Consider the following 24,883-nt stretch of genomic DNA (forward strand, 5'->3'; position numbering starts at 1 on the left):
ACCTGCCTCACCCCTCCGCGTCGAACACACCGTCCGCGAAAGGTAGTTGCTGCGCCCGTCCCTCCCGCAGCTCCGCAGTCGCGAGGGCCGGGCGGCGGCGGACCAGTTCGAGTTCCGCCGCCGACAGGTCGATCTTCGCCGGCACCCGAGGGCCGGTCGAACCGTCCGGCACCCGCTCCGCCGCAGCCATCATCGACTGCAGGCCGGGCGCGGCACTGTGGAAGGAACGCAGGAAGTCCTCGGCGGTCGCACCGGCGGCTCTCACATCACTCGTCCACCCGACACCACAACTCCCCACCGGGGAAGGCCGATCAGACGGGCCGCAGCCGTACGCCCACGGACGGAAAACCGGGTGCGGGGGCAGCACCGGTCGGCCACCCTGGCGGGATGAGACGGAAGACCCCGCAGGAGAAGAAGCGGCTCAGCTACCTGAAGGACCGCCGCAACACCTACGGCGAGAACGACAAGAGCTCCCGCCGGAACATCGCCCGCTCCCGCCGGGCCAACCACCACGCGGTACGCGGCCGTGAACGCCTCGCCCTGGTCCGGGTCCGCGCATCCGAGGGCCAACTCGACGACTCCGAGGTCCAGTTCGCCCGACGCTCGACCGGCCGCTGGCGCAAGGCACCCGACACCCCACTCGCCGCGGTGGTCGCCGCACGGCTGGAACGACGCCTCACCCTCGACATCGACACCCCGCAGCGCACCACCGAACGCCTCACCCGCGTCCGCCGCCACCTGGCCCGACTCCCTCACTGAAACCCGCAACCGCGGGGCCGTCGGGGGCGCGGCGCCCGGCACGGCAAGGCGCTGCCTGTTGTTGACGGACAGCGCCGCCGGATCGACCTCACCCCGTAGTCGACGAAAACGCTGCCCTCGAAGGGGGTTGAGGCGCGCCGAGGGCGGGTCGACGGGCAGCAGCAACTACTGACGGACCGTCAGTCAGTCCTCGGGGCCGCCGTACTGTCGCGCAGCACGACCTCCGCGAAAGCGTGGTTGACGTCCCGTTGGGCTCCCGGTTCGCGGAGGGCCAGGCGGACCGCGGACTCCCCCATGGCGATCAGGGGCAGTCGGACGGTGCTCAGTGCGGGGGCCAGGTCCGTCGCCAGGGGGATGTCGTCGAAGCCGGCCACCGAGATGTCACCCGGGACGGCGATCCCGCGCGCCCGGAGTTCGGCCAGCGCCCCGGCCGCGCAGATGTCGGACAGCGCGATCACCGCCGTGGGCAGGGGAGTTCCACTCTCCCGGGCGACGTCCAGGATGCGCGCCATCGCGGCCTGACCGCCCTCCCGGGTGAACTCGCTGCGCTGGAGCATCCCCTCGGCCAGTTCCAGACCCGTCTCGCGCAGCCCCGCCAGGACGCCGTCGAGCCGGTCCACGGCCACCTGCATCCGCTCCGGGCCGGTGATCACCGCGAACCTGCGGTGGCCCAACTGCTGGAGGGCGTAGGTGAGGGAGGTCGCGCCGCCCTCGTTGCGGACGTCGACGGTGTCGTACTGGACGCCGTGCTCGGTGATCGCCACCACCCGGCCGCCCTGGTCCTGGTAGGCCGCCAGCGCCTCGTCCAACTGCCGCCGGGCGGCGAAATCGGTGTAGGCCGACCCGGCCAGCACGATCGCCCGGGCCCGGTGCGCGTGCAGCGTCCGGATCGCCTCCAACTCCCGTCGGGGGTCACCGTCCGTGCTGACCACCAGCGACAGCAGGCCCTCCCGGGCGGCGGCGTCGCCCACCCCGCGGGCGATCCCGCCGAAGTACGGGTCGGCGACGTCGTGCAGCAGTACGCCGATCGTCGAGCCCGAGGAGCGGGCCAGCGCCTGGGCGGGGGCGTTGGGCAGGTACCCCAGCGCCTCCGCGCTGGCCCGGACCTTCGCCGACAGCCCCTCCGTCACCGACCGGGCCGAGCCGTTCAGCGCCCGCGAGGCGGTGGCCAGCGAGACGCCGGCGTGCCGGGCGACATCCCCGAGAGTGACAGCCACCGATGCTCCTCGTTCCCTCGCCCCGTGCCCCGACGGTCGGAGCCCCGATGATCGAGGGATCAGGTTACCGCCCGGCCGGACTGCCTTGACCGCAGCGATCCGGCGGCCTAGCCTCGGCGGTGGAAAGCGCTTTCCAAGGGGCTCTTTGCAGCCGCTGCGGAAAGCGCTTTCCAGCAAGCCCCACAGTGCCCCCGCCGCCCCGGCAGACCGCCCGGGCGGGCCGGTCGGAAACCGCTTTCCGACCGGCCCGCCCGGGCCTCTTCGGGCCAGCATGGAAAGCGCTTTCCAGGCCTGCTCGTCCGGCGTCGACCACCTCGTCCCGTCCGAGGCCGACTTGTCAGGTGCCGGGGCGAACGGCCCGTCGGCCGCGCCCCGGCACCGTCCACGAAAGGACCTCCCACATGTCCCGCAGGGTCATCGGCATCGTCATGAACGGCGTCACCGGCCGCATGGGCTACCGCCAGCACCTGGTGCGCTCGATCCTGGCGATCCGCGAGCAGGGCGGGCTGCCGCTCGGCGACGGCGAGGTGCTGTGGCCCGAGCCGATCCTGGTCGGCCGCAGCGCCGCCAAGCTGGAGGAGCTGGCGGCCCGGCACGGCCTGGAGCACTGGACCACCTCGCTCGACGAGGCCCTGTCCCACCCGCTGGCGGAGATCTACTTCGACGCCCAGGTCACCCCGGCGCGCGAGGGCGCGATCAAGGCCGCGATCGCCGCCGGCAAGCACATCTACACCGAGAAGCCGACCGCCGAATCCCTGGACGCCGCCCTGGAGCTGGCGCGGCTCGCCCGGGAGGCCGGGGTCCGCAACGGGGCGGTCCAGGACAAGCTGTTCCTGCCCGGCCTGCTGAAGCTCAAGCGGCTGGTGGACGGCGGCTTCTTCGGCCGCATCCTCTCCGTGCGCGGCGAGTTCGGCTACTGGGTGTTCGAGGGCGACTGGCAGGAGGCGCAGCGCCCGTCGTGGAACTACCGGGCCGAGGACGGCGGCGGCATGATCCTGGACATGTTCCCGCACTGGCGCTACGTGCTGGACGGGATCATCGCGCCGGTCCGCTCCGTCTACGCGCACACCGCCACCCACATCCCCGAGCGCGTCGACGAGCGCGGCGCCGCCTACCGGGCCACCGCCGACGACGCCGCGTACGGCGTGTTCGAGCTGGAGGGCGGGATCGTCGCGCAGGTGAACTCCTCCTGGGCGGTGCGGGTGGACCGGGACGAGCTGGTGGAGTTCCAGGTGGACGGCACCGAGGGCAGCGCGGTCGCCGGGCTGCGCAACTGCCGGGTCCAGCACCGCGCGACGACCCCGAAGCCGGTCTGGAACCCGGATCTGCCGGCCACCGAGCCGTTCCGCGCGCAGTGGCAGCAGGTGCCGGACAACAGCGAGTTCGACAACGGCTTCAAGGTGCAGTGGGAGCTGTTCCTGCGGCACGTGGTGACGGGTTCGCCGTACCAGTGGGACCTGCTGGAGGGTGCCAAGGGCGTGCAGCTCGCCGAGCTGGGCCTGCGCTCGGCCCGGGAGGGCCGCCGCCTGGACGTCCCCGAGCTCACCCTCTGAGCCGACGCTGCCCGCGCCCCTCCCCCTTCTCCTCAACTCCCGCCCCCCGAACGCGATCCGTGCGATCGGCCGACCCCCGAGGTCTGACACCATGACGCATCTCGACCTGCCCGGCATCGGCCGGTACCGGCTGCGCGACCCGCAGCAGTTCCCCGTCCCGCCGGGGCCGTCCTCCTCCCGGGTGGCGTTCGCGGCCGCCCACGTGGTGGCCGATCCGCTGGGCGGCAACGCCCCGGGGGCGCCGGCGGTCGTGGACTGGGAGGCGACGATGGCGTTCCGCCACCGCCTGTGGTCGCTGGGCCTCGGGGTCGCCGACGCGATGGACACCGCGCAGCGCGGCATGGGCCTGGACTGGGCGGCGACCCGGGAGCTGATCGCCCGGGCCGGGGCGGAGGCGCGGGCCGTCGGCGGGCGGCTGGCCTGCGGCGCCGGTACCGACCAACTCGCCGCTGCGGGGGTCTCGTCGGCCGACGTCTCGTTGGCGGCGGTGTCGGCCGCGTACGAGGAGCAGTTGACGGTGGTGGAGGCGGCCGGTGCGCAGCCGATCCTGATGGCGAGCCGGGCGCTGGCCGCGACGGCGCGCGGCCCGGAGGACTACCTCTCGGTGTACGGGCGGTTGGTCGAGCAGTCCGAACGCCCGGTGATCCTGCACTGGTTGGGCGAGATGTTCGATCCGGCGCTGGCGGGCTACTGGGGTTCGGCGGACCTCGACACGGCCGCGGCGACGGTGCTGGAGCTGATCCGCAGCCACCCAGGGCGGATCGACGGCATCAAGGTGTCGCTGCTGGACGCGGGCCGGGAGGTCGCGCTGCGGCGTGAACTCCCGGACGGAGTGCGGCTGTACACAGGTGACGACTTCAACTACCCGGAGCTGATCCGGGGTGACGCGCTGGGGCACAGCGACGCCCTGCTGGGGGTGTTCGATCCGATCGCCCCGGTCGCGGCGGCGGCCCTGCAGGCGTTGGACGCCGGTGACGCGGACCGCTACGAGGCGCTGTTCGGGCCGACGGTGCCGCTGGCCCGGCACCTGTTCGCGGCGCCCACGTTCCACTACAAGACGGGCATCGTGTTCCTGGCCTGGCTGTGCGGGCACCAGGACCACTTCACGATGGTGGCGGGTGCGCAGAGCGGGCGCTCGGTGAGCCACCTGGTGGAGTTGTTCCGACTGGCGGACGCCGCCGGGGTGTTGGCCGATCCGGAGCTGGCCGCCGGCCGGATGCGGGAGTTCCTGGCGCTGGCGGGGGTGCGGGCATGAGCGGGACGACCGAGGAGCGGGGCGGCGCGAGCGGAGGTACGGGTGCGCGAACCGGCCGGGTCGCCGAGGGGTGCGAGCGGCTGTCGCTGAACCAGATCACCACCAAGGGGTGGAGCCTGGAGGAGGCGGTGCGCGGGTGCGTGGACGCCGGCGTTCCGGCGATCGGGTTGTGGCGGGACAAGGTCGCGGAGGTGGGTCCGGCGCGGGCGGCCCGGCTGTGCCGGGACGCGGGGCTGGTGGTGAGCAGCCTGTGCCGGGGCGGTTTCCTGACGGCCGGGGACGAACCGGCGCGGCGGGCGGCGTTCGCGGACAACCTGGCGGCGATCGAGGAGGCGGCCGAACTCGGCACCGACACGCTGGTGTTGGTGGTCGGCGGGCTTCCGGCGGGCAGCCGGGACCTGGTCGACGCGCGTCGCCAGGTTGCCGACATGATCGGCGAACTCGCGCCGCATGCCGGTGACTTCGGTGTCCGGCTGGCGATCGAGCCGCTGCACCCGATGTTCTGTGCCGATCGTGCGGTGGTGTCGACGCTGGGCCAGGCGCTCGATCTCGCCGAGCCGCACCCGGCGGACCGGGTCGGCGTGGTGGTGGACAGCTACCACGTCTGGTGGGACCCGGAGTTGGAGTCCCAGATCGCCCGCGCGGGGGCGGGTGGGCGGATCGCCGCGTACCAGGTCTGCGACTGGACGCTCCCGCTGCCGGCGGACGCGCTGCTGGGCCGGGGGCACGTCGGTGACGGCTGCATCGACTTCGGGTGGCTGACCGACCGGGTCACGGCGGCGGGGTACCGCGGCTGGGTGGAGGTGGAGCTGTTCAACGAGCAGGTCTGGAACACCCCGGGCGAGCAGACCTTGGCCACCCTGAAGGAACGCCACCGCGCGCACGTCGTGCGGTCCTGACCGTCGGGCAGGCCGGGCCGGACCCGTGACGGATGCGGGCGTGGGCGTGGGGCGGCCGGGTGGACCAGCGGCGGGGCGGTGGCGGGGCGGGGCGGATGATGGTCGGGAGTCGGGACCGAGTGAGTGGAGGTGGGCGGATGCGGGTCGTGGTGGCGCCGGATTCGTTCAAGGGGACGATCGACGCGGCGGACGCGGCGACGGCGCTGGCCGCCGGGTGGCGGTCGGTGCGGGCGGCGGACGAGGTGCGCTGCCTGCCGATGGCGGACGGCGGCGAGGGCACCCTGGCGGCGATCGCCTCGGCGAGTCCGGGGGCCGAGCTGGTCGAGGTGCCGGACGTGACCGGTCCGGACGGCCGTCCGGTGCCGGGGCGGTTCGCCCTGCTGCCGGACGGGACGGCGCTGGTGGAGCTGGCGGTGGCCAGCGGACTCCCTTTGCTGGGTGGCGAGTTGTGCCCGCTGACGGCCACCACCCGGGGTACCGGCGAGACCGTCGCCGCCGCGCTGGCTACCCGTCCGGACCGGCTGCTGGTCGGCCTCGGCGGCTCGGCGGCGACCGACGGCGGCTTCGGCCTGCTGTCCGCGCTGGGCGCCCGGCTGCTGGGCGAGGAGGGGCAACTTCTCTCCGACGCACCGTCAGATCTTGATCTTTCCCTGGCCGTTGCCGCTTCGGTCGACCTCTCCGCCCTTCCCCCGGCTCCGCCCGGCGGGGTGGTGCTGCTGACCGATGTGACCAACCCGCTGCTCGGGGAGCGCGGCGCGGCTGCGGTCTACGGGCCCCAGAAGGGCGCGGGAGCGCGCGAACTTCCGCTGCTGGAAGCCAGGTTGGCGCGGCTTGCGGTGCTGCTCGGCGGCGATCCGGCCACGCCGGGAGCCGGGGCGGCCGGCGGCACCGGGTACGGGCTGATCGCGGCGTGGGGCGCGGTGGTCGAGCCCGGGGCGGTGGCGGTGGCCGAACTGCTGGGACTGCCCGGGGCGTTGGCCTCGGCGGACCTGCTGATCACGGGTGAGGGCCGGTTCGACGCCACCAGCCTGCAGGGCAAGGCGGTCGGTGAGGTGGTGCGGCTGGCAACCACGGCCGGGGTCCGGTCGGCGGTGGTGGCGGGCGAGTCCGCCACCACCGGGCCGGAGGTGCTGACGCTGTCGGCACTGGCGGGTTCCTCCGCTGCGGCCCGGGCCGAACCGGCCCGCTGGCTGTTCCGCGCGGGCGCCGCCCTGGCGGAGCGGCAGCGGACCGGCAGCCCGACCCACTGACCCCCTGAGCCGCCACCCCTGAGCCGCTGCCCCTGAGCCCGCCGTCCTCTGAACCTCGGCCCGGGACGGCGGGCTCAGCCGACGGTCGCGGGGGCGGGTCGGCGGCGCTCCGGGTCGGAGCCCGGGCCCGCGTCGGGGCCCGGTCCCGCGTCGGGGCCCGGCTCCGGAGCTCTCCCCGGGTCCGGTACCCGGACGGCACCGCGCGCGGCGGCACCCACGTCCTCCACCGGCACGCCCTGCCCGTCGTACTGACCGGTCGCACCGGACACCCCGGTCCCCACGAGTCGTCCGGAGACCCCGGAGGCCCCGAACTCCCCCGTCCCGTCGGTCTCTTCGGGGTGCTGCCGGATCGGCATGGCGACCAGCAGGGCGACGGTGACCAGCACGTAGGCGCTGCCGCCGAGGAGGGTGCCGAGGTCGCGACCGTCCGACCGCCACAGCCACACCATGCCGCTGCTGATGACGAGTTGGAGCAGCCAGCCGGCGGTGAGCAGGACGCGGCGACGGCGGGTGCGGGGGCGGCGCAGGGTCGCGTCGGCGAGGACGACCAGGGCGGGGAGCATCCAGACCAGGTGGTGGACCCAGGTGATGGGGCTGACCAGGCAGCAGGCGATGCCGGTGAGGCTGTACGCCGCGAGGGTGTCGCGGGCCTTGGTGGCGCGGCGCAGGCGGTGGGCCCAGATCGCCAGGACCACCAGGGAGGAGGCCACCCACAGGGAGCGGCCGGGGAGTTCGGGTCCGAGGCGGGCGATCAGGCCCTGCAGGGACTGGTTGGACATGTTGGCGAAGCCGCCGACCCGGTTGGTGTCCCAGAGGGTGACGGTCCAGAACTGCCGGGAGACCTCGGGGGCGATCAGGAAGCCGAGGCCGGTGGCGCCGAGCGCGGTGGCGGTGGCGGTGGCGGCGGCGCGCCACTGGCGGGTGATCAGCAGGTGGACGATGAACAGGGCGGGGGTGAGTTTGATCGCGGCGGCCAGTCCGGTGCCGGTTCCGATGACGAACTTCCAGCGGCCGTGGGCGAGTCGGCTGTCCGCGAGGCGGCGGTCGGCGAAGACCAGGGCGACCAGCAGCAGGTTGACCTGGCCGAAGCTGAAGGTGTCGCGGACGGGGTTGGTGAGCGCGCACAGGCAGGCGGCGAGTCCGAACGCGTACCAGCGGCACCAGCCGCGGCGGCGGGCGATCGGGTCGACCAGCCAGTGCAGCAGCAGGGCGGTGGCGACGGCGGAGAGGGCGACGCCGACCGCGATCGCCGGGTGCCAGCCGAACAGGCGCATCGGCAGCATGCAGACCGCGGCGAACGGCGGGTAGGTGAACCCGTAGACGGTGCCGGGCCGGACGTAGTCGTAGAGCTGTCCGGTGTCGCTCCAGTGCCGCACGGTGCCGTAGTAGACGCCGATGTCGAACCAGCCCCGGTGGCCGGGGATGACGGCGAGGACGACGGTGGTGACGAGCACCGCGAGCGCGAGGACTGTGGCCCTGGCGGTGGTGCTTCCCCGCTTCAGCAAGCCGGCTGCCTTTCCTGGAAAGTCATCTGACGTTCGGTCAGAAGAACGGTGGTGGCTCCGGCGGCCAGTCCGCCCGCGGCGAGCACCAGCTCGGCGGGGTCGGGTCCGAATCCGTCCGGCATCACGGTGAACGCCAGGGCGGCGCAGGCGAGTTCGACGATTCCGCAGGTGCGGGCGGTCCGGGCGGCGAGGGCCGCCGGGACGAGGCACCACAGGGCGTACCAGGGCCGGAAGGCCGGGCCGAGGGCGACCAGGGCGCCGAATCCGAGCGCGAGGGCGGCCACGGGTTCCTGCCGGCCGTCGGCGACCCGCCGGGCCAGTAGCAGGATGATCGCGCCGGCCAGTGCCAGTCCGAGCAGGCGGACGGCGGTGACCGGGACTTCGGGGGTGCTGTCGGCGAGGTGTGCGAGCATCCGGCCGGTGGTGCTGGTGAGCGACCAACTGGTCGTGGTGGCCGGGGTGGTGAGGGCGCCGATCCATCCGTAGCCGGTGCCGGCGGCGGCGGTGACGGCGGCCGTGGTGGCGGCGGCCGCGGCCACCACCTGGGCGGCGGTGCGCAGTCGGCGCGGCCCGAGCGCTCCGAGCAGCCGAGGCGTCCCGGGCGAGCCGGACAGGTCAGACCGGCCGAACAAGCCGGACGAGCCGGACAGCTCGGGTGACCCGGGTGGCTGCGGCCAGCCGTGGTCGACCAGCCACCAGACGACCGGCAGGGCCAGCAGCGCGGGCGCCTTGATCAGGGCGGCGGCGGTGACCAGGACGGCGGCGAGCAGCGGGCGGCGGCGGGTGGCGGCGAGCAGGCCGCCGAGCATCAGGGCGAGCGGCGGGGCGTCGTTGTGGGCGCCGGCCACCAGGTGCAGCAGGACCAGCGGGTTGAGGGCGCCGATGCGCAGCGCGGCGGCCGGGTCGGTGCCGAGGGTGCGGGCCAGGGAGACCAGCAGGGCGGCCAGTGCGGCGACCGCGAGGACGGCGGTCAGGCGCAGCAACAGCGTTCCGGCGTAGGGGTGTTCGGCGAGCGGGGCGCCGGCGCGGGCGAGCAGCATGAAGCCAGGGCCGTAAGGTGCGGGGGTGTCCTGCCAGACGTGCGGGACCTGTTGGGCGGCGGGTCCGCCGAGGGCGGCGGGTCCGACGGTGTAGACATCGAACCCGTGCTGCAGCAGGGCGCCCTGGGCGAGGTAGCTGTAGACGTCGCGGCTGAACAGCGGCGGCAGGAGCAGCAACGGGGCGGCCCACCAGGCCAGGGTGGCGGCCAACCAGCTTGGGCGGGGCGGTGGTCGGCCGTCGGCGGGGCGGCCGAGGAGCAGCCAGGCGGCGGTCAGGACGGTCAGGCCGGCGAAGACCAGGGCGGTGCCGGCGCCGCCGGAGGCGCGCAGGGCGGGGCCGGTGCTGGCGGCGGGCAGCGCACCGGCGGTGAGTCCGCCGGCGGCGAGCGCGAGCGAGCCCAGGAGTCCGAGCCACCGGTACCGGCTCGGGTAGGCGTTCGCGCCCGTGTTCGGCATGTCGGGAACGCTGGCAGAGCGGGGTGGCCCACGGGCGAAGAGCCCGCGTCCGACGGGTGACCGGGGGGCGTCCGGATCAAGCCGCGCCCCGGCTGAGCTCGGCGGCCACCGGGCTTGCGGCGCGCGGGTGTTCGGAAGCTGCCCGGAGGGGCGAACCGGCCATTCAGCATGTGCACATCTGGTCTCCCTCGGGCGTCCACCTGGGGGCCAGTCACGCAGGGGAGACATACGGGTGCCGCCCGTGGCCGGGCCGCCCGACCGGCGGACCGGCCCGAGCGTTCGTGTCGTTGCGTGTCGTCCCGTGCCGTCTGTCGCCACCGTATCGCGCCCCGAGATCCCGGAGAGTCCGCCATGACCACCGCTCCCGCCCGCCCCGCCGAGCAGTCCTCCGCCCGTGGTCGCTCCGGCGCGCCCGCGGTCGACCAACAGCCGTCGTACCAGCTCGCGTTCGCCCGCTCGGCGGAGGACGTGCGGGCCGCCCAGCGGCTGCGCCACCAGGTGTTCGCGGACGAGATGGGCGCGGTGCTGGACTCGCCGGTGCCCGGCCTGGACGTCGACCCGTTCGACGAGTTCTGCGACCACCTGCTGGTGCGCGAGCAGCCGAGCGGCGAGGTGGTCGGCACCTACCGGCTGCTCCGTCCCGAACAGGCGCGCCGCGCGGGCCGGTTGTACTCGGACACCGAGTTCGACCTGGCGCGGCTGGGCGGGCTGCGGGACGGCATGGTCGAGGTCGGCCGGTCCTGCATCTCCGAGGCGCACCGCGGCAACGGCGCGGTCATCAACCTGATGTGGGGCGGCATCGCCCGCTACATGACGGCGACCGGCAACGCCTGGCTGGCGGGCTGCTGCTCGGTGCCGCTGGCGGACGGCGGGGCGACGGCCGCCGGGGTGTGGGACGCGGTGTCCGCGAAGCACCTCGCACCGCAGGAGTACCGGGTGGCGCCGCTGCGCCCGTGGTCGGCGGAGGGCGTGGCCAGGCAGGGCCGCACGCCCGTCCCGGCGCTGCTGCGCGGCTACCTGCGGCTGGGCGCGTGGGTGTGCGGCGAGCCCGCGTACGACCCGGACTTCAACGTCGCGGACCTGTACGTGCTGCTGTCGCTGGAGCGCACCGACCCGCGCTACCTGCGGCACTTCCTGGCCGCCGCGGCAGACCTGCCGCTCTCCGCGATCATCGGCGACGCCGCCTCCGACGGCTCGGCCCCCGACGGCTCGGCTGCCGTCAACTCGCTTTCCACCGGTGGTGCTTCGCTCGGGCGCCCGGCCGGAACGGCGACGGCGGCATGAGTGCCTGGCTGCCGGCCGCGCCGTGCACGCCCGGGGACTGCGTGACGGTCGCCGGGCCGCGGGTCGGGCTGCCGCAGCGGGTGCTGCGGCTGGTCGGGTGCCTGCTCGTGCTGGTCGCCGGGATCGCGGCGGTGCCGCTGGTCCGCGTGCTGCGCTGGCTGCCGGGCGAGCGCCTGGCCCGCGGGTGGGCGCGGCTGCTGCTGGCCGCGCTCGGCGTCCGGGTGCGGCCGATCGCCGCACCCGGGCCGGGCGCGGGCGCGAAGTCCGGTTCCGGCGGCGGGCGGGACGGCGGCTCGCTGGTGGTGGCCAACCACATCTCCTGGCTGGACATCCTGCTGGTCGCCGCCGTCCGGCCGGGGCGGATGCTCGCCAAGACCGAGGTGAGGCGCTGGCCGGTGCTCGGCCCGGTGACGTCCTGGGGCGGCACCATCTTCATCGACCGGGACCGCCTGCGGGCGCTGCCCGACACCGTCGAGGAGATCGCCGCGGCGCTGCGCCGGGGCGAGCGCGTGGTGGTGTTCCCCGAGGGCAGCACCTGGTGCGGTCGCGGCGGCGGACGGTTCCGGCCCGCCCTGTTCGAGGCGGCGGTGCGCGCGGACGTCCCCGTCCAGCCCCTGACGCTCCGTTACCGCACCGCGGACGGGCCGAGCACGGCACCGGCGTTCGTCGGCGAGGACGGGCTGCTGGCCTCGCTGTGGCGGGTGGTCTCGGTGCGCGGCCTGACCGCGGAGGTCGAACTGCTCCCGCAGCTGCCGCCCGCGCTCTTCCCGGGACGCCGCCGCCTCGCGGCCGCCGCCCAGCGGGTGGTGGACCGGCAGCGCTACGCCGACGGCCTGCCGGACTTCCCGGACTGCGCCGCCTGCTCGACGGGCGCGCACCCCGCCGAGCGTCCGACCCGCACGCCCGACGAACCCCGGCAGCAGCCCCTCGACGCCCCGGCCCGGCAGTCCGCCGCGCGCGGCGGCACGAGCAACGACACGAGCACCGGCATGAGCAGCGGCACGGCGGCGGACGCTCCCCGGCTCCCGGTCGGGGCGGGGGTCGACAGCCGGTAGTCGGTAGCCGCGATGGCCTCCCGCCCGGGACGGGCCACCGCGGCGGGCGTGCGGGGAGACGGTGCCCGGCGGCCTCCCGGTGACCACCCGACGACCAGGCACGGAGCACCGGACCCGCATTCATCCGGACACGTTCGACGTGGCGGGCGATCGACCGGGGGCTCGGCTGCCGACCGGCGCTCGGCCCCCTTCCCGGCCGGGGCGGTCCGGCGGGTCCGCTCCCGTATGATCGGGCGGGTTCGGAGAAGGCAAGGAGGTGCTCGATGCAGGTGGACGAGGAAGCCGTGGGCGCGGTGCTGAACCGGCTGCGCCGGGCGCAGGGCCAGCTGACGGGCGTGATCGCCATGATCGAGGCGGGCCGGGACTGCAAGGACGTGGTGACGCAGCTCGCCGCCGTCTCGCGCGCACTCGACCGGGCCGGCTTCAAGATCCTGGCCAGCGGCATGCGCCAGTGCCTCGCCTCCGGCGACGAGGGCGCCCCGCCGATGACCGAGGCGGAGCTAGAGAAGATGTTCCTCACCCTGGCCTGAGCAGCCGCGCCCCGAACGCCCGGAACCTGAGCGGCGGGGCAGCGGGGTACAGGAGCGGGTTGCAACAACCGTGCCGGAAAGCGCTTACCCGTTCCGTTTTCGCGTGCGGACAGCCCCCGACCACTCCGCCGGGGGGCAGCGTGGCACACGGCCCGCCCCGCTCGTGCGCCCGACTTATGCGGTCCGCTCGCGCGTCCGGCTCACGCGAGGGCGAGGAAGAGCTTCTCCAGTTCGGCCTCGGTCATCGGAGCGGCCCCCTCCTCGGCCCCCGCCATGCACTGCCGCATGCCACTGGCGACGATTTTGAAGCCGGCCCGGTCGAGGGCCCGCGAGACGGCGGCGAGCTGCGTCACCACGTCCTTGCAGTCCCGCCCGGCCTCGATCATGGCGATCACTCCGGCCAGTTGGCCCTGCGCCCGGCGCAGCCGGTTCAGCACCGCGCCGACCGCTTCCTCGTCGACCTGCATGAGCTTCTCCTCGTCCTCGTCCTCGACGGGCCGCCGTCCGGATCGGGCCGGCCCGCGTTCGCGTTCGCGTTCGTTGCCCGGCCCGACCGCCGCACAGGCGGGACGGGCAGGACGGACGGGGTCGGGCAAGGGCTCCGCCCATACCCCCGCCCGTATCAACCGGAGGAGCGAAGGGCGCATTCCCGGAGCCCCGAACCGCTCCGGCAGCCGGCCACCGGGCGTCAGAGCGCCGACTCCCAGGCGCTGTAACCGCCGAGCAGGTCGGAGGTCCGGGGGTGGCCGTGGTGGCGCAGCAGGCTGGCGGCGACGGAGGAGCGGTGGCCGCCCGCGCAGTGCACGACGACGGGGCGGTCCTGCGGTATCTCGGCCAGCCGGTGCGGGAGTTCGGCGAGCGGGAGGTGCACCGAGCCGGGGACGGCCCCGGCCGCGCGCTCGGCGGCGCCCCGCACGTCGACCACCAACGGCGGTTCGGTGCCCGCGAGTTCGGCGCGCAGGTCGGCGACGGTGCGACGGGGGGCCTGGCGCATCTGCTCGGGCACGGAGCGGAACGCCCGTTCAGGGTCGGCGAGATGGCCGACGACCCGGTCGAAGCCGATTCGGGCGAGGCGGACGACGGTCTCCCGCTCCCGGCCCTCGGGGGCGACCACCAGCAGCGGCCGGTCCGGGTCGAGGACGGTGCCGGCCTGTTCGGCGAAGCGGCCGTCCGCGGGGACGTTGATCGCCCCGGCCAGGTGACCGGCGGCGAACTCCTGGGGGTTGCGGGCGTCGACCACGACGGCGCCGTCGGCACGGTGGCCGAGGAAGGCCGCGGCGTCGAGCGGGGCGGCGAGCGCGGCGGCGTCGAACAGTTCGCGCTCGCGCCGGTTGAGGTCGGCGTCGTAGCCGAAGTAGCCGGGCGCGGTGGGCTGTCCGGCGGTGACGATGGCCACGAACTCGTCCTCGGACATCGGCGCGCAGGCGTAGTTGGTGGCGCGCTGCTCCCCGATGGTGGACTGCCGCTCGGTGGACAGGTTCTTGCCGCAGGCCGAACCGGCGCCGTGCGCGGGGAACACCTGGACCCGGTCGTCCAGGGCCATCAGCTTGCGCTGGACACTGCCGTGCAGCATCCGGCCGAGCCGGTCCGCCGTGACCCCGACGGAGGCGAGCAGGTCCGGCCGGCCGACGTCGCCGACGAACAGGGCGTCGCCGGTGAGCACCCCGTACGGGACCTCGTCCTGCGCACGCTCGCGGACCAGGACGCTGATCGACTCGGGGGTGTGGCCGGGCGTCTCCATGATCTCCAACTCCACCTCGCCGAGGGCGATCCGCTCGCCGTCCGCCAGTTTGCGGATCGGGTACTCGGTCTCGGCGCGCCACCCGTAGCCGATCCAGGCCCCGGTGCGGGCGGCCAGTTCGAGGTGCCCGGAGAGGAAGTCGGCGTGGAAGTGGGTGTTGATGACGCCTTCCACGGTGAACCCGCGGGCCTCGGCCTCGGCGAGGTACTCGTCCACGTCCCGGCGCGGATCGACCACCACGGCGCGGCCGGTGCGCTCGTCCGCGATCAGGTACGAGGCCTGGGAGAGGCAGTCGAGGTAGTACTGGGCGAAGAACACGGGGTCCTCATCCCTCTGTTCTCGGTCTGCGCCGGTGCCGGTGCCGGTGCCGCAACGGCCGTGCCGGTGTCGGAGGCAGTGCCAGGGCCGGTGGCGCAGCGCCCGCCCGGACCGGTCGATCCATGGCCTTCAGATGCCCTAGGGGGTATCTGAACAGGTAGTTTCTGGCCTCTTGGCGGCCGAAGAATACCGGTGGGGGTATATGATCGAACCCAACGATATACCCCCACCGGTATCTTCCCGGGCCGATGGACTGCCCCGGGAGCCGACGAACTCCCCCAAGTACCGCCCCCGCCCCTCGCCACTGCCACGACCGTCGCCAAAGCGAGGACGTCAGCCAGGAGGACACCGTGACCCGGATTCCCCGACCGCCCACGCCCGCGCGGCGCGACTCCGTACGGATTTCCCCCGCCGAGATCGACCCGACCGAGGCGCACCGACTGGCCTCCAGCGGCGCCGCGCTACTGCTCGACGTCCGGGAGGCCGACGAGCACGCCGAGACGCACGCGCCCGGAGCCCTGCTCGTCCCGCTCACCGAACTCACCGAACTCACGGTCCCCGGCAATAGCGCCGGAAACGGTGCCGGGAACAGCGCCGGGAGTGGTCCGGTCGAGTCGGTCCGGGCGGCCGCCGGCAGACGGCCCGTGCTCGTGCTCTGCCGCTCGGGCAACCGTTCGGCGATCGCCGCCGGACTGCTGGGCGCGCTCGGGGTACCGGCCGCGAATGTGACCGGCGGGATGCGGGCCTGGTCGCTCGCCGGACTGCCGATGCACCTGGGTTCGTGTCACTGCGACGGCGCGATATGACGGCCGTTCTGCTCGCGCTCGTCGCCGGGGCGGTGGTCGGACTCGCCCTGGGCGGACTCGGCGGCGGTGGCAGCATGCTGGCCGTCCCCGCCCTGATCTACCTGCTCGGGCTGACGCCCGGCACCGCGACCACCGCGAGCCTGCTCATCGTCGCCGCGACCTCACTCACCGGCCTGCTGGCGCATGCCAGAGCCGGACGGGTCCGCTGGCGCACCGGCCTGCTGTTCGCCGCCGCCGGACTCCCCCTGGCCGCACTCGGCGGCGCCCTCTCCCGTCACCTGCCCGCCCCCGCCCTGACCGCCGCTTTCGCCCTCCTTGCCGCACTGGCCGCCTGGCGCATGCTGAGCGCCGGACGCAGCAGCCGCCCCGCGGTCGACCAGCCGGCGAGCACCTCCACCGGGCAGACGGAAAACGCTTTCCCGTTGGTCACCGACGGACGGGTATCTGCCCCGACCCGGCGGGCGGCAAGCGCTTTCCCGTCGGCCGCCGACCAGGCAGCGACCACCCCGGCCGAGCGGACGGCAAGCGCTTTCCCGCTGGCCGCCGACGCCACCCCGCCCCCGCGCGCCGCTGCCGTACTGGAACGCTCCGCCGTCGCGCCGTCGAACGCCGCCATCGTCGCACCGGAGCCCCACAACATCGACGACGCCTCCCCCGCACCCGCCCTCGCCCCTCCCCTGGTATCCGCTCGTCGCTCTGCGCTCGCGGGGGCAGGGCTGGGTGCGGCGACGGGGGTGTTGGGGGTGGGTGGTGGGTTGCTGGCAGTGCCCGCGCTGGTCGCGTTCCTGGCGTTTCCGATGGCCGAGGCGATCGGGACCAGTCTGCTCGTGATCACGCTCAACTCCCTGGCCGCGCTGCTGCCCCGGCTCGACGGGGCGGCCGGAATCCCCTGGGGCGTGGTCGGGCCGTTCACGGCGGCCGCGATCCTCGGCGCCTGGGACGGCAAGCGGCTCGCCTCGAAGCTCTCAGTCCGCACCCTGCAGCGGATCTTCGCCGGTGCCCTGCTCGCCGTCGCCGCGCTGATGCTGCTGGACGCCGCGACCTGACGCCCCCGGCAACCGCAGCCCCCGTTCCACCCGGCCGTGACCGCGCGTCCGAGCCCCGTCCCCGCTCGTCCCTTCCACTCCCGAAAGGCCCACCCCGTGGCCACTCCCACGACCACTCCCCTGACCGTCGAACAGCTCCGTCCCCGGCTCGGGCAGGTGACGGTGATCGATGTCCGGTCGCCCGGCGAGTTCGTCGGCGGCCACATACCCGGCGCCCGGAACGTTCCGCTGGACCGGCTCCCGCAGGCGCTGCCCGTGCTGCGCGCTGCCGCCGGGCGCGGCGAACTGGCCGTCGTCTGTGCTTCCGGCACCCGGGCCCTGAACGCCTGCGAGCAGCTCGCGGGGGCCGGCATCCCGGCGCGGCTGGTCGACGGCGGCACCGCTGCCTGGGCGGACCGGGGCGGCGACCTGGATCGGATACCGGGCCGACGGGTCCGCTGGGCGATGGACCGTCAGGTCCGGCTGGTGGCGGGTTCGCTGGTCCTGGCGGGCGTACTGGTCGACGTGGTGGTGCCCGGCGTGCGCTGGGTGTCGGCCGCGGTGGGCGGCGGCCTGCTGTTCTCGGCCCTCACCAACACCTGTGCGATGGGTTCGATGCTCGGCCGACTCCCGTACAACCGTCCCCGCGACTCGGCCCGCGCCTTCGAGGCGACGCTCGCCGCGCTGCGCGACGGTCACTGACCGGCCGGCCCGTCCCGCTCGACGCCAGCACGTCGGCGCCCCGGCGTCTCGCCGTATCGGCGCCTCGGCCCCCGGCGCCGCCCGTTCCTGACCACGGGTGACGCCGGGGGTCTGCGCGCGCTACGGCCGCACGTCAACCCTCCGAACCGCCGACGACCTTCGGCGACCTTCACCGATCTTCGGCGACCTCCGGCGACCTCCGCCGGTCTTCAACGACTGTCAGCGGCCGTCGCCGCCCGTCCAGCTGTTGGAGGTGGCGGTGGGTGTGCACGTTGCGGCGGGGGCGGGGGTGTCGTGGTGGCCGGCCAGCCAGAAGCCGATCAGCAGGCCACCGGCACCAAGTGCCTTGTGCCGGTTGCGCTTCCACCAGGACGGCGAACCGGCCGCCATGAAACGCAGTTGGGTGAAGTCCGGGTGCTCGCTGGGCGGGGCGTCTTTGAACACTCCCATCGCGGATGACCCTCCTCTCGCGTCGGGGAGTTCATGACCATACGCCGGGGACGTCCGGACCGCAGGTGATTAATCCCGTTTCCGGGGTCCACGCGCGCCCCCGTGCGCCCCCTTACGCGCCCCGCTGCGCACAGCAGTTCGAGGACAGGGCCCGTCCGGGCCGGGTGCTCACCAGTGCGCGGGACGGGTCAGCGCCGCGTCGACCCGGGTGCCGGAATCGCCCTTGGTGGCGTTGAGTTGAGCCTGGGTCAGGAAGAGCACGCCCGTCAGGTCGGCGCCGCGCAGGTCGGCGTCCCGGAGGTCGGCGCCGATCAGGTCGGCCCGGCGGAGGTCGGCGCCGGACAGGTCGGCCGCGATCAGGTACGCGCCGCGCAGGTTGGCCCCGCGCAGGTCGGCGCCCTTGAGCCGGGCGCCGATCAGGTCCGCGCCGCGGTGGTTGCGCTTCTTCCCGGGCAGCGCGTTCCGGGCCAATTCGCTCGCCCGGAGCAGTAGTTCGCTGGCCCCGGCCCGGATCGCGGGGACGTCGGCGGCAATCAGCGCTTCGGCGTCCCGGTCGGTCAGTTGCTCGATGGAGTCGAGGGTGCGGCGCAGTTCGGCGTACACCGGCCGGGACTCCGGGAGTTCCAGGGCCTCCACCAAGTAGCTCATCAGTTCGTGGAGTTGGCGCATCACCGGAAAGGCTTCGAACATCTGCCGGGCGGTGTCGGGGGATTCGCGCCAGCTGTGCCCGCCGAAGGTGTGCTGGGAGATCTTCTGCCCGGCGCCGAAGCAGTCGAACACGGTGCAGCCCTGGTAGCCGCGGTCGCGCAGGACGGGGTGGATGCCGCAGCGGTAGTCGGTCTGGAGGTTGCGGCAGGGGGTGCCGGCGTTCTTGTTGGCGGCGAAGTCGGCGGACTTGGCGAAGGGCAGGGCGACGCAGCACAGGCCGAAGCAGGCGGAGCAGTCGGCGAGCAGGTCGAGGCGACGGCCGGTGGGGGCGGGATGCTGCTGGTCGGTCACGGTGCGAGGTCTCCTGCTGGCGGGGTGGGGCGGTGGGCAGAACCGACACCGATGCCCGGGCCGATTCCGGTTCCGGTTCCGGTGCTCGCGCGGCTGGTCGACCCGGCCGGGCCGGGTGCGACGCCGACCGTGCGCGTGCGGTTCCACCCGGCCATTGTCCCTGCCCGCCGAACCGCTCCCGCGCACGGGTCCGTCGAGGTCCGGACCCCGCCCGCGCCCCGTCGCCGACGCCTCGTCCGCCCTCATCCGCCCTCGCCCGTCCCCACCTACCCTCCCCCGCCCCTGCCCGTCCGCGCGCCGCCGCCGTCCGGCCGCCCGGGGACGGCACAGTGGTGGCGGGAGCGTCCGCGCGACGCGGCGACGGCCGACCGAACGGCGTGAGGAGCAGCATGGGCATCACGGGAGACTGGTACAGCGAACTGGGTTCGCACATGCGATTGATGGCGGGTCCGGACGGTTCGCTGACGGGGACGTACGTCTCCGCGACGGGGCGGGCGAGCGGCCGGTATCCGCTGGTGGGACGGCTGGCGCCGCCGCGCGAGGCGGGTCACGGGACGGCGGTGGGCTGGACGGTGGCCTGGCTGAACGACAGCGGCGACGCCGGTTCGGTGACCTCCTGGAGCGGCCAGTACCAGGAGGGCGAGGTGGAGCGGATCTCGGCGGCCTGGCTGCTGACCCGGTCCGCGGAGGCCCCGGACGCGTGGGAGTCGACGGTGGTCGGGCACGACCTGTTCGTCCGGCAGGAGCCCGACCCGGCGCGGCTGGAGGAGGTGCGCCGACTGCCGCACCCGCCGTCCTGAGCCCGTCCACGGCCTTCGCCGCACCCGCCGTCCCGAGCCCGTCCCGGCCCACCCACGGACTGCGCCGCGCCGGCCACCAAAAAGCAGACGATCCGTCAGAAGCCGTGCTGCGAAAGCGTGTCCACCCTTCGCGCGCGGGTCCTCGATCGGCCGACCGTGCCGCGACGGGCCATTCGCGGCGGTAGCCCTCGGTGAGCGGGCCCCCGACCAGGTCCAGGACCTCGTGGGCGGCGGCCAGCAGCGGGGCGGGGTCGCCGGACGCGGCGAGGAGGCGCTGGCCGTCCAGCAGGCGGGCGGCCCGTTCGGGGTCGGCGGCGAGCAGGCGGCGCGGGAACCACTTGCCGGTGCCCAGCCAGACGCGGTGGTGGTCGCTGAGCAGGTCGGCGGCGGTGCGGAGGGTCTCGGCGCCGATGGCCTGGGCCTCCCACCGGTCGGGGGCGTCGCCGAGGTCGTCCAGCAGGTCGGTCAGCGCGTACCGCAGGTCCTCGCGGCGCTCGGCGGGGAGCGGCTGCGGTCCGGCGAGCAGTTCGGCCCGGGCCTCCTCGGCCAGCCGGGCGGCGTGGCCGTCGCGGTCGAGCAGGACCAGCCCGGTCGCGTAGAGCTGCTGGACGACGGCGCGGCGCGAGGCGGCGTCGAAGGCGCGCACCTCGGCCAGGCTGTCCAGGGTGTGGGCGAAGACCTCGACCGGTCGGCCCTCGTGGCGCAGCGTCTCGCGGTGGGGCGTCCGCCCGTCGGGGAGCAGGACGGCGAGGTCGAGGTCACTGGTCGGCCGGGCGCGTTCGGTGGCGGCGGACCCGGCGAGCAGCACGGCCGACGCGTCGGGGAATCGTTCCGCCACCAGTCGGCGGGCCTGGGCGATCAGTTGGTCACGCATCCGGTCACCCTCTCATACGGTTCGTACCGGTCCCGTGCGGTGCACCTACCGCCCCCAGCGCCCCGGCTTCAGACGCGGTCCGCTCCTGCTCCGGCGTCGCCCCGAGTGCGGGTGCCCCGGGTGCCCCGGGCGCGGCGGGCGCGGCGGGCGCGGTCGGCCGCGTACGCGGCTCCGGCGGCGAGCGCGACCAGGAGCGCGGTGGTGAGCCGTCCGCCGGCCAGGTCGAGACCGAGGAAGAGCACCAGCAGGAACGCCGCGACGGGCAGCAGGACGGCGATCAAGGTCTGGCCGAGGACGGCGGCGGTCGCGGTGCGGACGTACGCCCGGTGCGGCCGTTCGCCCGTTCCGGTGGGCCAGTAGTGGGCGGTGGCGCGGCGGGCGAGGGCGCCGGTGGCCTTGACGTTGGCGCGGCCCATCACGGGGATCCACACCACGGGGAGGGCGAACCCGACGACGACCAGCAGCGTGACGCCGATCCAGCCCGCCAGCCGGCGCAGCCCGCCGCGCCGCTGCTCCTCGATGGCGACCAGGCCGAGCAGGTAGGCCATCCGCCGGACCAGGTCGAACCGGGTGACCCAGGACCGGCGCCAACTCCTGCTCCTGCTCCTGCTTCGGCTCCGGCTCCTGTTTCGGCTCCGGCTCGGGCCGCTGTCCGTCGGCCCCTCCCCCGCCGGGGCCCCGGACGGTTCGGCGACCAGGGCCGCCCGCGCCTCGCCGGTGGTGGCGTGGACACCCTGCAGGACGAGGAGTTCGGCGGCCCGGTCGGCGTGGTCGCCGTCGGCGCCGGCGAGTTCGGCGAGTTCCAGGACCATCCGGGTCTGGGCGAGCAGGCCGGCGCAGAAGGCGACGGGAACGAGGAGGATCAGCGGGCCGCCGACCAAGCAGCCCTCGGTCATGGTGAGCCGGATGCCGCGGGTCATGACGGCGTCGCGGCGCTCGTCGAGGGTGCCGGAGAGCCGGGCGACGGCCTCGGCCGCGGGGGCGGACTGCTGACGGACCGCCAGTTCGGCCAGATGCTCGGGGAGCCGGGCGGGGTCGTCGCGGACGGCGTGCCAGAGTGCCGCCGCCGTCGCGCCCGAGTCCGCCATCACTCCAGAATATCCGCACCTTCCGGACATTTCGGGCGCAACGCCCTCGCCCAGACGCCCTCACCCCCGACGCCCCCTGCACAGCACAGCACAGCACGAACGCCCGAACACCCCGATGCCCCGCCCCCGACCGAGGGCCGGCCGGGAACGGGGCAGGATCAGGCACCGCCAGGAGGTACGGCAAGCGGCGCTACGGCCTACGGCGCGGGGCTGCCGGTGGCGGTGATCTCCGCGGCGCTGGTCCACGGTCCGCGGTTGCCGGCCTCGCTGGTGGCACGCAGGCGCAGGTAGCGTCCGGCCTTCGCGGTGAACGTCGCCGTTTTCGCGGTAGCGGTGTCGGCGAAGGTGCCGGTGGTGACGGGACTGCCCCAGGAGGTGGTGCTGTCGGAGACGTAGACCTCGTAGCCGCCGATCCGGCCGTTGACGCCGCCGTCCTGCCGGGGCAGGTAGCCGAGGCTGTCGACGGAGTAGCGGGCACCGAGGTCGATCTGGATCTCGTGCGGGAGCGGGGTGGCAGTGCCGGACCACTGGGTGTGCCAGATGGTGGCGGCGCTGCCGTCGATGGCGTTGGCGGCAGCGCCGTTCTCGTTGGTGGTCTCCTGGCTGTCGGCGGAGACGACCTTCCAACCGGCCTGCGGGATGGGGCCGCTGGCGGTGACGGGAGTGCCGGTGGGCAGGGTCAGGCCGCTGGCGGTGACGCTGAAGGCGGTGTTCACGGCGTGGTTGCCGGCCTTGATCCAGAGCGTTCCGGAGCGGTCGGCGGCGTCGAAATACCAACCGGTGGTGGCGCCCTGGTACGCGGCCTTGCTGCCGAGCTGCGGCAGCGCGGTGCCCCCGGCGGTGACGGTGCTCGGCGCGGTGGCGGCGTGCACGGTGAACTCGTAGTCACGGGAGGAGAGTTGACCGGTGTAGCTGCCGTTGGCGGCGCCGACCGCGAGCGTGACGTCACCCGAACCGCCGTTCGGCGCGGTGACGTTGACGGTCTGCCGGGAGGAGGCGCCGCTCCGGTAGGCGCGGGTGGTGCCGTCGTCCTCGTACAGGGTGAAGGAGGAGGTGCCGCGCGGGTAGACGTCGTAGGTGAGGGTGGAGACGGGCTTCTCGCCGGTGTAGTTCATCTGCGGCCACATCGGCACTGCCGCACCGGACTTGACGAACAGCGGGAGGGTGTCGAGCGGGGCGCTGTAGCCGTTGAGCCAGCCGGGACCGGCGTAGGCCTTGCCGGTCCAGTAGTCGGTCCAGGTGCCGGCGGGCAGGTAGATGCCGTCGCGGACGCTGGTGTCACTGACCACGGGGGCGACCAGGAAGGAGTCGCCGGCCATGAACTGACCACTCGTCAGGTTGCCGCGCGCGACCGGGTCGTCGGGGTACTCCAGCACCATCGCGCGGGTGGCGGGGACGCCGGTGTCGGTGGCGACCCGGCTCATGGTGTACAGGTACGGCATCAGCCGCATCTTGAGCTGCAGGTACTTGCGGTTGATCGACAGGTACGGATCGGCGTACCGCCAGGGCTGCTTGTCGTTGTAGCCGGTGGACGGGTTGGTCGTACCCCAGCCGGACATCGTCATGAAGGCGGGGGTGAAGGCCTTCCACTGCAGGTCGCGGACGTACGTCTTGGGGCTGCCGTCGTAGATGCCGTCGATGTCACCGGAGGCGTAGTTGAGGCCGGACAGGCCGGCGCCCGCGATGGAGGGGACGTGCCAGCGCATGGCGTCCCAGGTGCCGTGGGTGTCGCCGGTCCACACCACGGCATTGCGCTGGGTGCCGGCCCAGCCGTCGACGGTCCAGACGAAGCGGCGGCCGTCGGAGTTGTTCTCGATGCCGGCCACGGCCTGGTTGACGCCGGTGAAGGCGGTCTTGTAGCCGCCGCCGATCCACGCCACGTCGGTCTTGACGGCGCGCGAACCGGCCGTCCCGACCTCCCAGTTGATGTTGTTGAGGCCGGTGGAGGTCCACAGGCCGGTGTGCACGCCCTTGGCGGCCAGCGAGGTGACGGTGTTCGGCAGGTCGGTGTAGCCGCAGCCGTAGCCGTCGTTGGGCAGGAACCAGCCGGAGGGCATGTCGGCGGCGCGGGCGTCGGTGGCGTAGCCGACCACGTCGGGGGTGGTCTGGTGGCGCAGCCGGTTGTGGTCGCCGGTGTAGGTGGAGTTGGAGGCGTTGAAGCAGTCGGCGTTGCCGAGTTCGAGTCCCCAGATCGGGGCGAGGAAGGGCTTGCCGGAGACGTCGGTGTAGGCGTTCAAAACGTCCTTGAGCGAGTTCCCGGCGAAGTACCAGGCGTCGAACCGGCTCTCGTTGTGGGTGAGTTGGGTGGGCGAGTTGAAGGCGTAGCTGCCGGGGGCCCAGGTGTTGCGCATGACGCCGTAGCCGTTGGTGGACATGTAGAACGGCGCGGGGCTGGCATTGCTGTTCTCGGTCCAGGAGTTGGAGACGGCGACGGGGACGGTCTTGTCGCGCAGCGCCCACTCGCCGAGGTGCAGGCCGGTGCCGTAGAACTGCTCGTCGGCGCCCCGGGCGAGGTACTGGGTGGTCTGGCTGCTGGTCCAACTGGTGGGCTGGGACTCGGCCCAGAGCAGGGTGGTGTTGTCGGCGCGGTAGAGCGCGAAGGTCAGCGGGGTCTTGTTGATCCGCAGCGAGATCGCGCCGGTGGTGATCCGCCAGTAGGTACCGGCGTCGGTGAGGGTGGCGGCGACGGTGCCGAAGTCGGTGGTGGTGGCGAGGTCGGTGCCGGCCGGGTCGTTGGTGAACGCGCCGTTGGGGCTGAGCCAGATCCGGAAGATGTCGGCGCGGGCGAGTTGGACCCGGGCGGCCGCGCCGCCGGAGGTGGCGACGGTGAAGGTGTTGCCGGAGCGGGTGACGCCGGTGACGTTGCCAGCGGTGCTGGCGTGCGCGGCGGTGGCCGGGCCGAGGCCCGCCAGCAGGGCGGCGAGCGTCAGCAGGACGACGGTCAGCGCGCCGGGGCGGCGGCGTTCGCCACCGGCGGTCCGGGGTGGGGGCGGGGTGTGCGGGGCGGAGCGCATGTGCGGAGTTCCTCCTCGGCAGGGGTCGAACGGGGCCGAACGGGGTCGGGCAGGGTCGAGCGGGGGTCGGGGCGCCGAAGCTGCCGGTCGGGCCGTCAAGTCCCGCGCAAACGGCCGGGGTTGGGTGGGTGGCGGCGCACGGCCGGTTGACCGGTACACATCGCAGCAGCAACCCGACATGACGTCAAGCGCTCGATCAGACATAGTTTCGAGCAGTTTCGCGCAAACTGCGCACCGGCTCTGCGCGAAGCACCGCCCGAAGC

General features: G+C 74.1%; 22 protein-coding genes and 1 pseudogene. 12 read left to right on the forward strand and 11 right to left on the reverse strand.

Annotated elements, in window-relative coordinates:
* Nucleotides 1-7: 7 nt before the first annotated feature.
* On the reverse strand, nucleotides 8-265 hold the full coding sequence (locus tag ACIOHG_RS23590; protein ID WP_400953568.1) for a hypothetical protein: 258 nt from the start codon (nucleotides 263-265) through the stop codon (nucleotides 8-10).
* A 122-nt stretch (nucleotides 266-387) separates the two neighbouring features.
* Between ACIOHG_RS23590 and ACIOHG_RS23595 the strand changes: the two genes are divergently transcribed.
* Nucleotides 388-759: a hypothetical protein gene (locus ACIOHG_RS23595; protein WP_400953569.1), complete on the forward strand. Its 372-nt coding sequence runs from the start codon at nucleotides 388-390 to the stop codon at nucleotides 757-759.
* A gap of 179 nt (nucleotides 760-938) precedes the next feature.
* Here the strand turns inward: ACIOHG_RS23595 and ACIOHG_RS23600 are convergent, their stop codons facing one another.
* Nucleotides 939-1,976 carry a LacI family DNA-binding transcriptional regulator gene (locus ACIOHG_RS23600; protein WP_400953570.1) on the reverse strand — a complete coding sequence of 346 codons (1,038 nt, stop codon included), beginning with the start codon at nucleotides 1,974-1,976 and terminating at the stop codon, nucleotides 939-941.
* Between the two features lie 401 nt (nucleotides 1,977-2,377).
* Here ACIOHG_RS23600 and ACIOHG_RS23605 point away from each other — a divergent pair, with 401 nt between their 5' ends.
* The 4 genes from ACIOHG_RS23605 to ACIOHG_RS23620 all read left to right on the forward strand — a co-directional run bounded on the left by ACIOHG_RS23605 (nucleotide 2,378) and on the right by ACIOHG_RS23620 (nucleotide 6,933).
* Complete coding sequence (locus ACIOHG_RS23605; RefSeq protein WP_400953571.1) at nucleotides 2,378-3,529, forward strand: Gfo/Idh/MocA family protein; 1,152 nt, start codon at nucleotides 2,378-2,380, stop codon at nucleotides 3,527-3,529.
* A 91-nt stretch (nucleotides 3,530-3,620) separates the two neighbouring features.
* On the forward strand, nucleotides 3,621-4,784 hold the full coding sequence (locus ACIOHG_RS23610; protein WP_400953572.1) for a dihydrodipicolinate synthase family protein: 1,164 nt from the start codon (nucleotides 3,621-3,623) through the stop codon (nucleotides 4,782-4,784).
* Nucleotides 4,781-5,683, forward strand: a complete 903-nt coding sequence (locus ACIOHG_RS23615; RefSeq protein ID WP_400953573.1) for a sugar phosphate isomerase/epimerase family protein — start codon at nucleotides 4,781-4,783, stop codon at nucleotides 5,681-5,683. The genes ACIOHG_RS23610 and ACIOHG_RS23615 overlap by 4 nt, the downstream gene beginning before the upstream one ends.
* A 137-nt stretch (nucleotides 5,684-5,820) precedes the next feature.
* Complete coding sequence (locus ACIOHG_RS23620) at nucleotides 5,821-6,933, forward strand: glycerate kinase (RefSeq protein ID WP_400953574.1); 1,113 nt, start codon at nucleotides 5,821-5,823, stop codon at nucleotides 6,931-6,933.
* 74 nt (nucleotides 6,934-7,007) lie between these two features.
* On the opposite strand, the gene ACIOHG_RS23625 is transcribed toward ACIOHG_RS23620, so the two are convergent.
* On the reverse strand, nucleotides 7,008-8,438 hold the full coding sequence (locus ACIOHG_RS23625) for a glycosyltransferase 87 family protein (RefSeq protein WP_400953575.1): 1,431 nt from the start codon (nucleotides 8,436-8,438) through the stop codon (nucleotides 7,008-7,010).
* Complete coding sequence (mptB, locus tag ACIOHG_RS23630) at nucleotides 8,432-9,934, reverse strand: polyprenol phosphomannose-dependent alpha 1,6 mannosyltransferase MptB (RefSeq protein WP_400953576.1); 1,503 nt, start codon at nucleotides 9,932-9,934, stop codon at nucleotides 8,432-8,434. The genes ACIOHG_RS23625 and mptB overlap by 7 nt, the downstream gene beginning before the upstream one ends.
* Before the next feature lie 351 nt (nucleotides 9,935-10,285).
* On the opposite strand from mptB, the gene ACIOHG_RS23635 reads away from it, so the two are divergent.
* The 3 genes from ACIOHG_RS23635 (at nucleotide 10,286) to ACIOHG_RS23645 (ending at nucleotide 12,803) form a co-directional block, all read left to right on the forward strand.
* Nucleotides 10,286-11,218 carry a GNAT family N-acetyltransferase gene (locus tag ACIOHG_RS23635; RefSeq protein WP_400953577.1) on the forward strand — a complete coding sequence of 311 codons (933 nt, stop codon included), beginning with the start codon at nucleotides 10,286-10,288 and terminating at the stop codon, nucleotides 11,216-11,218.
* Nucleotides 11,215-12,273 carry a lysophospholipid acyltransferase family protein gene (locus ACIOHG_RS23640; protein WP_400953578.1) on the forward strand — a complete coding sequence of 353 codons (1,059 nt, stop codon included), beginning with the start codon at nucleotides 11,215-11,217 and terminating at the stop codon, nucleotides 12,271-12,273. The genes ACIOHG_RS23635 and ACIOHG_RS23640 overlap by 4 nt, the downstream gene beginning before the upstream one ends.
* Nucleotides 12,274-12,536: 263 nt before the next feature.
* Nucleotides 12,537-12,803, forward strand: a complete 267-nt coding sequence (locus ACIOHG_RS23645; protein ID WP_400716860.1) for a metal-sensitive transcriptional regulator — start codon at nucleotides 12,537-12,539, stop codon at nucleotides 12,801-12,803.
* Nucleotides 12,804-13,003: 200 nt separating this feature from the next.
* Here the strand turns inward: ACIOHG_RS23645 and ACIOHG_RS23650 are convergent, their stop codons facing one another.
* On the reverse strand, nucleotides 13,004-13,270 hold the full coding sequence (locus tag ACIOHG_RS23650) for a metal-sensitive transcriptional regulator (protein WP_400953579.1): 267 nt from the start codon (nucleotides 13,268-13,270) through the stop codon (nucleotides 13,004-13,006).
* A 221-nt stretch (nucleotides 13,271-13,491) separates the two neighbouring features.
* Nucleotides 13,492-14,862 carry a rhodanese-like domain-containing protein gene (locus tag ACIOHG_RS23655; RefSeq protein WP_400953580.1) on the reverse strand — a complete coding sequence of 457 codons (1,371 nt, stop codon included), beginning with the start codon at nucleotides 14,860-14,862 and terminating at the stop codon, nucleotides 13,492-13,494.
* A 350-nt stretch (nucleotides 14,863-15,212) separates the two neighbouring features.
* Here ACIOHG_RS23655 and ACIOHG_RS23660 point away from each other — a divergent pair, with 350 nt between their 5' ends.
* From ACIOHG_RS23660 to ACIOHG_RS23670, 3 genes are all read left to right on the forward strand, one after another.
* Nucleotides 15,213-15,668, forward strand: a complete 456-nt coding sequence (locus ACIOHG_RS23660; protein ID WP_400953581.1) for a rhodanese-like domain-containing protein — start codon at nucleotides 15,213-15,215, stop codon at nucleotides 15,666-15,668.
* Nucleotides 15,665-16,714: a TSUP family transporter gene (locus ACIOHG_RS23665; protein WP_400953582.1), complete on the forward strand. Its 1,050-nt coding sequence runs from the start codon at nucleotides 15,665-15,667 to the stop codon at nucleotides 16,712-16,714. The genes ACIOHG_RS23660 and ACIOHG_RS23665 overlap by 4 nt, the downstream gene beginning before the upstream one ends.
* 96 nt (nucleotides 16,715-16,810) lie before the next feature.
* Nucleotides 16,811-17,395: a rhodanese-like domain-containing protein gene (locus tag ACIOHG_RS23670; RefSeq protein ID WP_400953583.1), complete on the forward strand. Its 585-nt coding sequence runs from the start codon at nucleotides 16,811-16,813 to the stop codon at nucleotides 17,393-17,395.
* Between the two features lie 219 nt (nucleotides 17,396-17,614).
* Here the strand turns inward: ACIOHG_RS23670 and ACIOHG_RS23675 are convergent, their stop codons facing one another.
* Together ACIOHG_RS23675 and ACIOHG_RS23680 are read right to left on the reverse strand one after the other, a co-directional pair.
* On the reverse strand, nucleotides 17,615-17,845 hold the full coding sequence (locus ACIOHG_RS23675) for a hypothetical protein (RefSeq protein ID WP_400953584.1): 231 nt from the start codon (nucleotides 17,843-17,845) through the stop codon (nucleotides 17,615-17,617).
* A 168-nt stretch (nucleotides 17,846-18,013) separates the two neighbouring features.
* Nucleotides 18,014-18,844 carry a pentapeptide repeat-containing protein gene (locus tag ACIOHG_RS23680; RefSeq protein ID WP_400953585.1) on the reverse strand — a complete coding sequence of 277 codons (831 nt, stop codon included), beginning with the start codon at nucleotides 18,842-18,844 and terminating at the stop codon, nucleotides 18,014-18,016.
* 389 nt (nucleotides 18,845-19,233) lie between these two features.
* On the opposite strand from ACIOHG_RS23680, the gene ACIOHG_RS23685 reads away from it, so the two are divergent.
* Entirely contained in the window at nucleotides 19,234-19,644 is a 411-nt protein-coding gene (locus tag ACIOHG_RS23685) for an avidin/streptavidin family protein (protein ID WP_400953586.1), read from the forward strand.
* Between the two features lie 733 nt (nucleotides 19,645-20,377).
* Here ACIOHG_RS23685 and ACIOHG_RS23690 read toward each other — a convergent pair.
* The 3 genes and pseudogenes from ACIOHG_RS23690 to ACIOHG_RS23700 all read right to left on the reverse strand — a co-directional run.
* Nucleotides 20,378-20,518 (reverse strand): annotated as a pseudogene (locus ACIOHG_RS23690) (nucleotidyltransferase domain-containing protein); the annotation flags it as partial.
* A 68-nt stretch (nucleotides 20,519-20,586) separates the two neighbouring features.
* Nucleotides 20,587-21,606 carry a hypothetical protein gene (locus ACIOHG_RS23695; protein ID WP_400953587.1) on the reverse strand — a complete coding sequence of 340 codons (1,020 nt, stop codon included), beginning with the start codon at nucleotides 21,604-21,606 and terminating at the stop codon, nucleotides 20,587-20,589.
* A gap of 197 nt (nucleotides 21,607-21,803) precedes the next feature.
* Entirely contained in the window at nucleotides 21,804-24,620 is a 2,817-nt protein-coding gene (locus tag ACIOHG_RS23700) for a TIM-barrel domain-containing protein (protein WP_400953588.1), read from the reverse strand.
* Nucleotides 24,621-24,883: the final 263 nt, after the last annotated feature.

Source organism: Kitasatospora sp. NPDC088134, assembly GCF_044741705.1.
Classification (GTDB): Bacteria; Actinomycetota; Actinomycetes; order Streptomycetales; family Streptomycetaceae; genus Kitasatospora.

Coding starts and splice junctions, on each gene's coding strand:
- ACIOHG_RS23610 (WP_400953572.1), top strand. CDS start 3,621: ATGACGCATCTCGACCTGCCCGGCATCGGCCGGTACCGGCTGCGCGAC.
- ACIOHG_RS23620 (WP_400953574.1), top strand. CDS start 5,821: ATGCGGGTCGTGGTGGCGCCGGATTCGTTCAAGGGGACGATCGACGCG.
- ACIOHG_RS23640 (WP_400953578.1), top strand. CDS start 11,215: ATGAGTGCCTGGCTGCCGGCCGCGCCGTGCACGCCCGGGGACTGCGTG.
- ACIOHG_RS23645 (WP_400716860.1), top strand. CDS start 12,537: ATGCAGGTGGACGAGGAAGCCGTGGGCGCGGTGCTGAACCGGCTGCGC.
- ACIOHG_RS23685 (WP_400953586.1), top strand. CDS start 19,234: ATGGGCATCACGGGAGACTGGTACAGCGAACTGGGTTCGCACATGCGA.
- ACIOHG_RS23675 (WP_400953584.1), bottom strand. CDS start 17,845: ATGGGAGTGTTCAAAGACGCCCCGCCCAGCGAGCACCCGGACTTCACC.
- ACIOHG_RS23605 (WP_400953571.1), top strand. CDS start 2,378: ATGTCCCGCAGGGTCATCGGCATCGTCATGAACGGCGTCACCGGCCGC.
- ACIOHG_RS23665 (WP_400953582.1), top strand. CDS start 15,665: ATGACGGCCGTTCTGCTCGCGCTCGTCGCCGGGGCGGTGGTCGGACTC.
- ACIOHG_RS23615 (WP_400953573.1), top strand. CDS start 4,781: ATGAGCGGGACGACCGAGGAGCGGGGCGGCGCGAGCGGAGGTACGGGT.
- ACIOHG_RS23595 (WP_400953569.1), top strand. CDS start 388: ATGAGACGGAAGACCCCGCAGGAGAAGAAGCGGCTCAGCTACCTGAAG.
- ACIOHG_RS23635 (WP_400953577.1), top strand. CDS start 10,286: ATGACCACCGCTCCCGCCCGCCCCGCCGAGCAGTCCTCCGCCCGTGGT.
- mptB (WP_400953576.1), bottom strand. CDS start 9,934: ATGCCGAACACGGGCGCGAACGCCTACCCGAGCCGGTACCGGTGGCTC.
- ACIOHG_RS23650 (WP_400953579.1), bottom strand. CDS start 13,270: ATGCAGGTCGACGAGGAAGCGGTCGGCGCGGTGCTGAACCGGCTGCGC.
- ACIOHG_RS23700 (WP_400953588.1), bottom strand. CDS start 24,620: ATGCGCTCCGCCCCGCACACCCCGCCCCCACCCCGGACCGCCGGTGGC.
- ACIOHG_RS23695 (WP_400953587.1), bottom strand. CDS start 21,606: ATGGCGGACTCGGGCGCGACGGCGGCGGCACTCTGGCACGCCGTCCGC.